6 protein-coding genes are annotated in these 6,000 nt (G+C 43.8%); all 6 read right to left on the bottom strand.

Translation table 11 applies throughout. The annotated features are described in order from the left end of the window. Positions 1–217, bottom strand: a 217-nt coding sequence (gene tnpA, locus BUB35_RS08650) for an IS200/IS605 family transposase (protein ID WP_143158963.1), incomplete at its 3' end; no start/stop codon positions are given. Positions 218–398: 181 nt separating this feature from the next. Beyond that, a complete protein-coding gene (gene mreB, locus BUB35_RS08645; protein WP_242949224.1) occupies positions 399–1,457 on the bottom strand; it encodes a rod shape-determining protein MreB in 1,059 nt (352 codons plus the stop codon). A gap of 104 nt (positions 1,458–1,561) precedes the next feature. Beyond that, entirely contained in the window at positions 1,562–2,740 is a 1,179-nt protein-coding gene (locus tag BUB35_RS08640; protein WP_072850883.1) for a S41 family peptidase, read from the bottom strand. Positions 2,741–2,873: 133 nt separating this feature from the next. Beyond that, positions 2,874–3,776 carry a permease-like cell division protein FtsX gene (gene ftsX, locus BUB35_RS08635; RefSeq protein ID WP_072850881.1) on the bottom strand — a complete coding sequence of 301 codons (903 nt, stop codon included), beginning with the start codon at positions 3,774–3,776 and terminating at the stop codon, positions 2,874–2,876. Continuing rightward, positions 3,766–4,452: a cell division ATP-binding protein FtsE gene (gene ftsE, locus BUB35_RS08630; protein WP_072850879.1), complete on the bottom strand. Its 687-nt coding sequence runs from the start codon at positions 4,450–4,452 to the stop codon at positions 3,766–3,768. Before ftsE ends, ftsX begins: the two co-directional genes overlap by 11 nt. 381 nt (positions 4,453–4,833) lie before the next feature. Then, positions 4,834–5,925 carry a PucR family transcriptional regulator gene (locus tag BUB35_RS08625; protein ID WP_022254748.1) on the bottom strand — a complete coding sequence of 364 codons (1,092 nt, stop codon included), beginning with the start codon at positions 5,923–5,925 and terminating at the stop codon, positions 4,834–4,836. Positions 5,926–6,000: the final 75 nt, after the last annotated feature.

The following is a 6,000-nucleotide window of genomic DNA, read 5'->3' as shown; positions in this document are numbered from 1 at the left end:
GATATGGTGGTATACTTACTAACATATGGATATGGTCTGGGCAAGCTTGTGCTTCAAGAATCTCAACTTTCTTTTCTTCGCACAATTTTCTAATTATTTGTCCTATATCTGCTCTTAATTCTTTGTATATCACTTTTCTTCTATATTTCGGTGCAAATACGATATGATATTGGCATCTGTATTTAGAATGTGCTGTATTTTTTATTTCATTTTTCATGTCAAAAACCTCCTGATTTGTTTTAGTAATGCGGTCGCCAAACCTTCATTCTAAAATTATAATCAGGAGGTTTTATATACTAAAGTATTTTATTTACCCCTAGTAGAACTAGGGGTTTTGTTAAGCTAAAGCACCCAAAAGAAAACAGACATATTCCATAAGGAATATGTCTGTTGAAATGTCATCTTTTCTTGATTTTATCAAGAAAACCGGAGATGATGCCAGGGCGTTCTTCGTCAGGACCATTGTCTGACATGAATTCAATATATCTGCCCGTACCAATGGCTACGCAGCTGACAGCATCTTCCGCCACCATGGCATGGATGCCTGTTCTGCTCTGGATCAGCTTATCCAGACCATAGAGCAGACTGCCGCCGCCAGTCATAACGATGCCTCTTTCATAAATATCCGCTGCCAGTTCAGGTGGTGTTTTCTCCAATACACTGTGAACCGCTTCCGCAATGGCTTCTACGGATTCTTCCAGTGCTTCCAGCATTTCATCGCTGGTTACGGTGATATTCTTAGGCAGACCAGTAATCAAGTTTCTGCCGCGGACATCCAGTGTCACTGGCATAGTTCTTTCAAAAGCGGTGCCGATCTTGATTTTCAGTTCTTCTGCTGTCCGTTCCCCAATGAGTACGTTATGTTTTTTACGCATATAACGAATGATGGCATCATCAAAGTTATCCCCGGCAATCTTCAGGGAATAGCTTACAACAGTACCACCCAGAGAAATAACCGCAATGTCTGTAGTACCGCCGCCGATATCTACCACCATGCTGCCGCATGCTCTGGAAATATCAATACCGGAACCAATGGCTGCTGCAATGGGTTCTTCAATGATGTGCACACGTCTTGCGCCTGCCTGTCTGGTGGCGTCCTCAACGGCACGTTTTTCTACTTCTGTTACGCTGCTTGGTACACAAACTGCAATGGTGGGCTTCACGAAAGAACGTTTGCCCAATGCTTTTTCAATGAAATACTGCAGCATTTTTTCTGTTACATCATAATTGGAAATAACACCTTCACGCAAAGGACGAATGGCAACGATATTGCCTGGCGTTCTGCCCAGCATACGTCTTGCCTCTTCGCCCACTGCAAGAATGGAATTGCTGTCTTTGTCAATGGCTACCACGGAAGGTTCCCGAATGACGATGCCCTGTCCCTTGATATAAACCAAAACCGTTGCCGTCCCCAGGTCGATTCCGATATTCTCGCCAAAACTCATAAAGTCTAACATATCGTTTCTCCTTCGTCTATCTGCTCATACTCTTCTTATCAGTATACCGAAAACAAAGCCTGTTGAAAAGCCGTTTTTCCGAAAAAATCTGTTTTTTTACAATATTATATGTTTTTTTCCGACAAAACTTCCACGGCTTTCTGCAGCTGTGTATCTGCCTCAGCGGGAATGTTTGTCTGCTGTGCATATTCTTCCGGCAGTTCCACCTCATAATCTGGTGTGATGCCTACCCCATGGATAGAAGTACCATTGGGTGTATAGTATTTCTGAATGGTCACATTCAAACCGGAACCATCGGGCAATGTAAAGAGCCGCTGTACCAGACCTTTGCCAAAAGTAGTTGTACCAATGAGTTCGCCTCTGCCTGTATCCTGGATAGCGCCTGCCAAAATTTCTGCTGCACTGGCACTATTTCCATTGACCAGCACCACCATAGGCACATCGTTATAAACATCATCGCAAAGAGTATCTTCTCTGTTTCCTTCCTTATCCATGGTGTAAACCATGATGCCTTCCGGCAGCAGTTCTTCCCCGATTTCATGGGCGGATTTTACCAGACCGCCGGTATTGTTCCGCAGATCCAGCACCAGTTTTTCCATGCCTTCTGCTTCCAGCGTATCCAGAGCCTCTTTGAACTGATTGTATGTATTTTCCCGGAAGTTCGTAATGGAAATATACCCAATATTGTCATCCATCATACACCAGGAAACGGTCTGCACCTGAATATCCTGTCTGGTCACTGTTTTTTCCAGCACTTCTCCTGTGCTTTCCCGGAAAATGGTCAACGTCACATCTGTTCCTTCTTCCCCTTTTACCAAAGCAGAAACATCTGCTGCCGTCTTGCCGGTGATGCTTTCGCCATCCACTTCTGTGATTTTATCTTCTGCCAGAATGCCAGCCGCTTCCGCAGGACCGCCCGGTGTCACGCTGCTGACAACAATGTAGCCATCATCGCCTGCGTAAATTTCTACGCCAATGCCTACAAAATGCCCGCTGTTCTTTTCCACCTGTTCTGCCAAACTGTCTGCGGAAAGATAGTATGTATAAGGGTCCCCTACACCGGCAACCAGTCCCGTATACATCAATTCTTCCGCCAGTTCTTTGTCATAATCCTCTACATAATACGTATCCAGCATTTCTTCGATCTGACGTATCTTTGCCGTATTGCTCATGCCAAAAGGCAGTGCAATATTCATCTGTGCCAAAAACTGTCCCCCAAAATAAATCACTGCCAGTAAAACAAAGGCAGCCCCGAAGCCCTTCCAAAAATCTTTTTTCTGCAAATGTCATCGCCTCGCTGTTTTATCTTCTTTTATCCTTATGTCATGTTTTTGGGAAATATCCTCTTAGAAAATACAAAACCCTGTGGACGAATGATGCATACACATTTTCGACCACAGGGATTTTTTGTTTTGGTTATACCTGCAAATGCTTACGGATGGAAGTCACACTGCCTACCACACCCAGCAAAATGCCAAAAATCAGCGCCGCAGGCAGGACGAATGAAAATACATCGCCAACCACACGGAAACGAACGAAGTTTTCTACAAACGGAATATGGTTGTAGAACAGGCTTACGGTTTTGCCATACATGGGCATCCCCACCAGCATAGGCAAAATCGCGCCGATCAGACCAATGATAATCCCTTCGATGATGAACGGCCAACGAATGAACCAGTCTGTCGCACCAACATATTTCATAATGTTGATTTCCACACGACGGTTCATAACGGAGATACGAATGGTGTTGATGATGATCATAACGGAGATCACACCCAGCACCAGCATAACCAGAATACCAGCTACCTGGAATACGTTGCTGACGCTCATGAGCATTTCAGACAAAGACTGTCCGTATTCTACCTTATCAACGCCTTCGATTTTCTGCAGTTCAGCCAATACGGCATCCTGAGATTCGATCTGATCCAGTTCCACCTGGAAAGAGTGGGACAGAGGGTTATTGGTATCGTCCAGACCAATGAAAATATCTTCATCAGCCCCCCACTGTTCTTTCAGCTGATCCAGCGCATCTGCTGGAGAAATATACGTTACATTCGTCACATGATCCAGTCCGGAAATGGTCGTTTTCATATTTTCGATGTCCTCACTGGTCAGGTCACCCTTCAGAAATACGGAGATCCCAATGGAATCTTCCATCTGATCCAGCATATACTGCAGATTGCTTACCACGCAGTAGGAAAAGGACATGATGGAAATACAGGCCGCTACCGCAATGATAGAAGCCACGGTCATCAGCAGATTCTTTTTCAGCCCGCTGAAACCTTCTTTCAAAAAATATCGGATTGTACTAGGCCTCATCGTCATACCCACCTTTTTCTATGTCTCTGATAATATGTCCGCGTTTCAAAGTAACCACGCGTTTCTGCATGGCATCTACAATATCCTTCGCATGTGTTGCCATAACGATGGTAGTGCCGCGTTTGTTGATATCATCCAACAGCTGCATAATGCCCCATGCTGTATCTGGGTCAAGGTTACCTGTAGGTTCGTCACAGATCAGGATAGGCGGATTGTTTACAATGGCTCTTGCCAGTGCTGTTCTCTGCTGTTCCCCACCAGAAAGCTGGTTGGGATAGCTTCTGCCCTTCTGTCCCAGACCTACCAGTGCCAGTACCGCAGGCACGTTTCTGCGGATGATGCGGCTGGGTGCCTCAATAACTCGCATAGCAAATGCTACATTTTCATACACGGTCTTGTTGGGCAGCAGACGGAAATCCTGGAATACTACCCCCAGATTACGACGCAGATAAGGAATCTGCCGTCTGGAAAGCTCATTGGTTTTTACCCGGTTGATGATGATTTCCCCGGAAGTGGGGTCCAGCTCCTTCAAGAGCAGTTTAATCAAAGTAGATTTACCGGAACCACTGGAGCCTACGATAAATACAAAATCGCCTTTTTTGATATGTAAATTCAGTCCCTCAACGCCTTTTGAGCCATTGGGGTATACTTTTGTTACATCGTTAAGTCGAATCAAAACGTATCTCCCTTTCTTTACAAAATTTGACGGAAAAACAGCCAAATCTCTCTTTTTCCGTCCCAAACACCATAAAATTATAGCATAAAACAGGTACCCTCACAAGGGCAAAACCTTTGGCAAATATGAATTTTCCGTTAATTTCAGCGGTTTTTACCAAAAAAACGCAAAAAGACCGCCTTCCGTTTTCCCCGAAAGACGGTCACTCATTCGCCCCTGTTTTCAGTTGTGAAAGGCACATTTCGTGCTTTTTCGATTATATCACAGAAAAAAAGCAGGAACAACCCAATTTCCCCCTCCAGATTCTTAAGAATCCATGAATGTTTTTTCCATAAAAAATCTCCCGCCATTGATTGGCAGGAGATTTCAATACTTCTTTTCTTAATAAGCCATTTTGTCCATGTACATCATGTACTTGCTTACCATCAGTGTGATTTTGAAGATAATGGCATCATCAAAGTTTCTCAGATCCAGACCTGTCATTTTCTGCAGTTTATCCAGCCGATATACCAATGTATTTCTGTGGATATACAGCTGACGGCTGGTTTCGGATACGTTCAGGTTGTTTTCAAAGAATTTGTTGACGGTTGCCAGTGTTTCATCGTCGAAATCATCCATGGTCAAACCATGCAGCACTTCTTTGATGAACATTCTGCAAAGAGGCAGAGGCAGCTGATAAATCAGACGACCGATGCCCAGTTTTTCATAGTTAACGATATATTTGTCTGTTTCAAAGATTTTGCCAACTTCCAGAGCCATTTTGGCTTCTTTGTAAGAACGGGATACGTCTTTCAGGTCGCCTACAACAGTACCGCTGGAAATGTAAACTTTGCTGTTTGTTTCTGTGTTCAGTGTTTCTTCGATAACTTTCGCAATGCGGTCGATTTCGTCAGTTGCTTCTTTGTCACGGAGTTCTTTTACCAGAATGATGCTGTGTTCATCCACTGCTGTTACGAAGTCTTTTGTTTTTGCAGGGAAAATGCCTCTGACGATTTCCACAACATTCATTTCTTTGTCAATGTTTGTTTCAATCAGGTATACGATTCTGCTTACATTATTTTCAATATGCAGTTTTTTCGCACGGCTGTAGATATCTACCAACAGCAGGTTATCCAGCAGCAGGTTTTTGATAAAGTTGTCTTTGTCGTATCTTTCTTTATAAGCCACCAGCAGACTCTGAATCTGGAACGCTGCAATCTTACCGATACGGTAGCCTTCTTCATCTTCGCCTTTAACCTGTACCACATATTCGGGTACGCCGTTATCATAAATCTTGAAATACTGATAACCCAGAATCAACTGACTTTCAGCCTGAGAGCCCACAAAATTTTCCACCGCGTCAATCTGGCGTCCAATCATGTTTTCTTCCGTGGTAGCAATGACCTTGCCTTCCTTCTCCACGACGCTCAATTCTTTTCTCGTAATGTTTTTCAGTCCATCAATGGTACTCTGTAAAATCTGATTGGAAATCATGCGCTATCACCTCAAATGAATTATTTTTTCTCCTATGTGTCGCCTGCCTTTGAACAGACAGGATTCCTGTCAAAA

This window comes from Anaerotignum lactatifermentans DSM 14214 (assembly GCF_900142265.1).
Taxonomy (GTDB): domain Bacteria; phylum Bacillota; class Clostridia; order Lachnospirales; family Anaerotignaceae; genus Anaerotignum; species Anaerotignum lactatifermentans.
Note: the sequence above shows the minus strand (reverse complement) of the source record. Positions and strands in the feature narration are given on the sequence as shown.

What these genes read in the sequence shown, in the direction of transcription:
- ftsX (WP_072850881.1), bottom strand. Translation starts at nt 3,776, where the DNA reads ATGAGGCCTAGTACAATCCGATATTTTTTGAAAGAAGGTTTCAGCGGG.
- BUB35_RS08625 (WP_022254748.1), bottom strand. Translation starts at nt 5,925, where the DNA reads ATGATTTCCAATCAGATTTTACAGAGTACCATTGATGGACTGAAAAAC.
- mreB (WP_242949224.1), bottom strand. Translation starts at nt 1,457, where the DNA reads ATGTTAGACTTTATGAGTTTTGGCGAGAATATCGGAATCGACCTGGGG.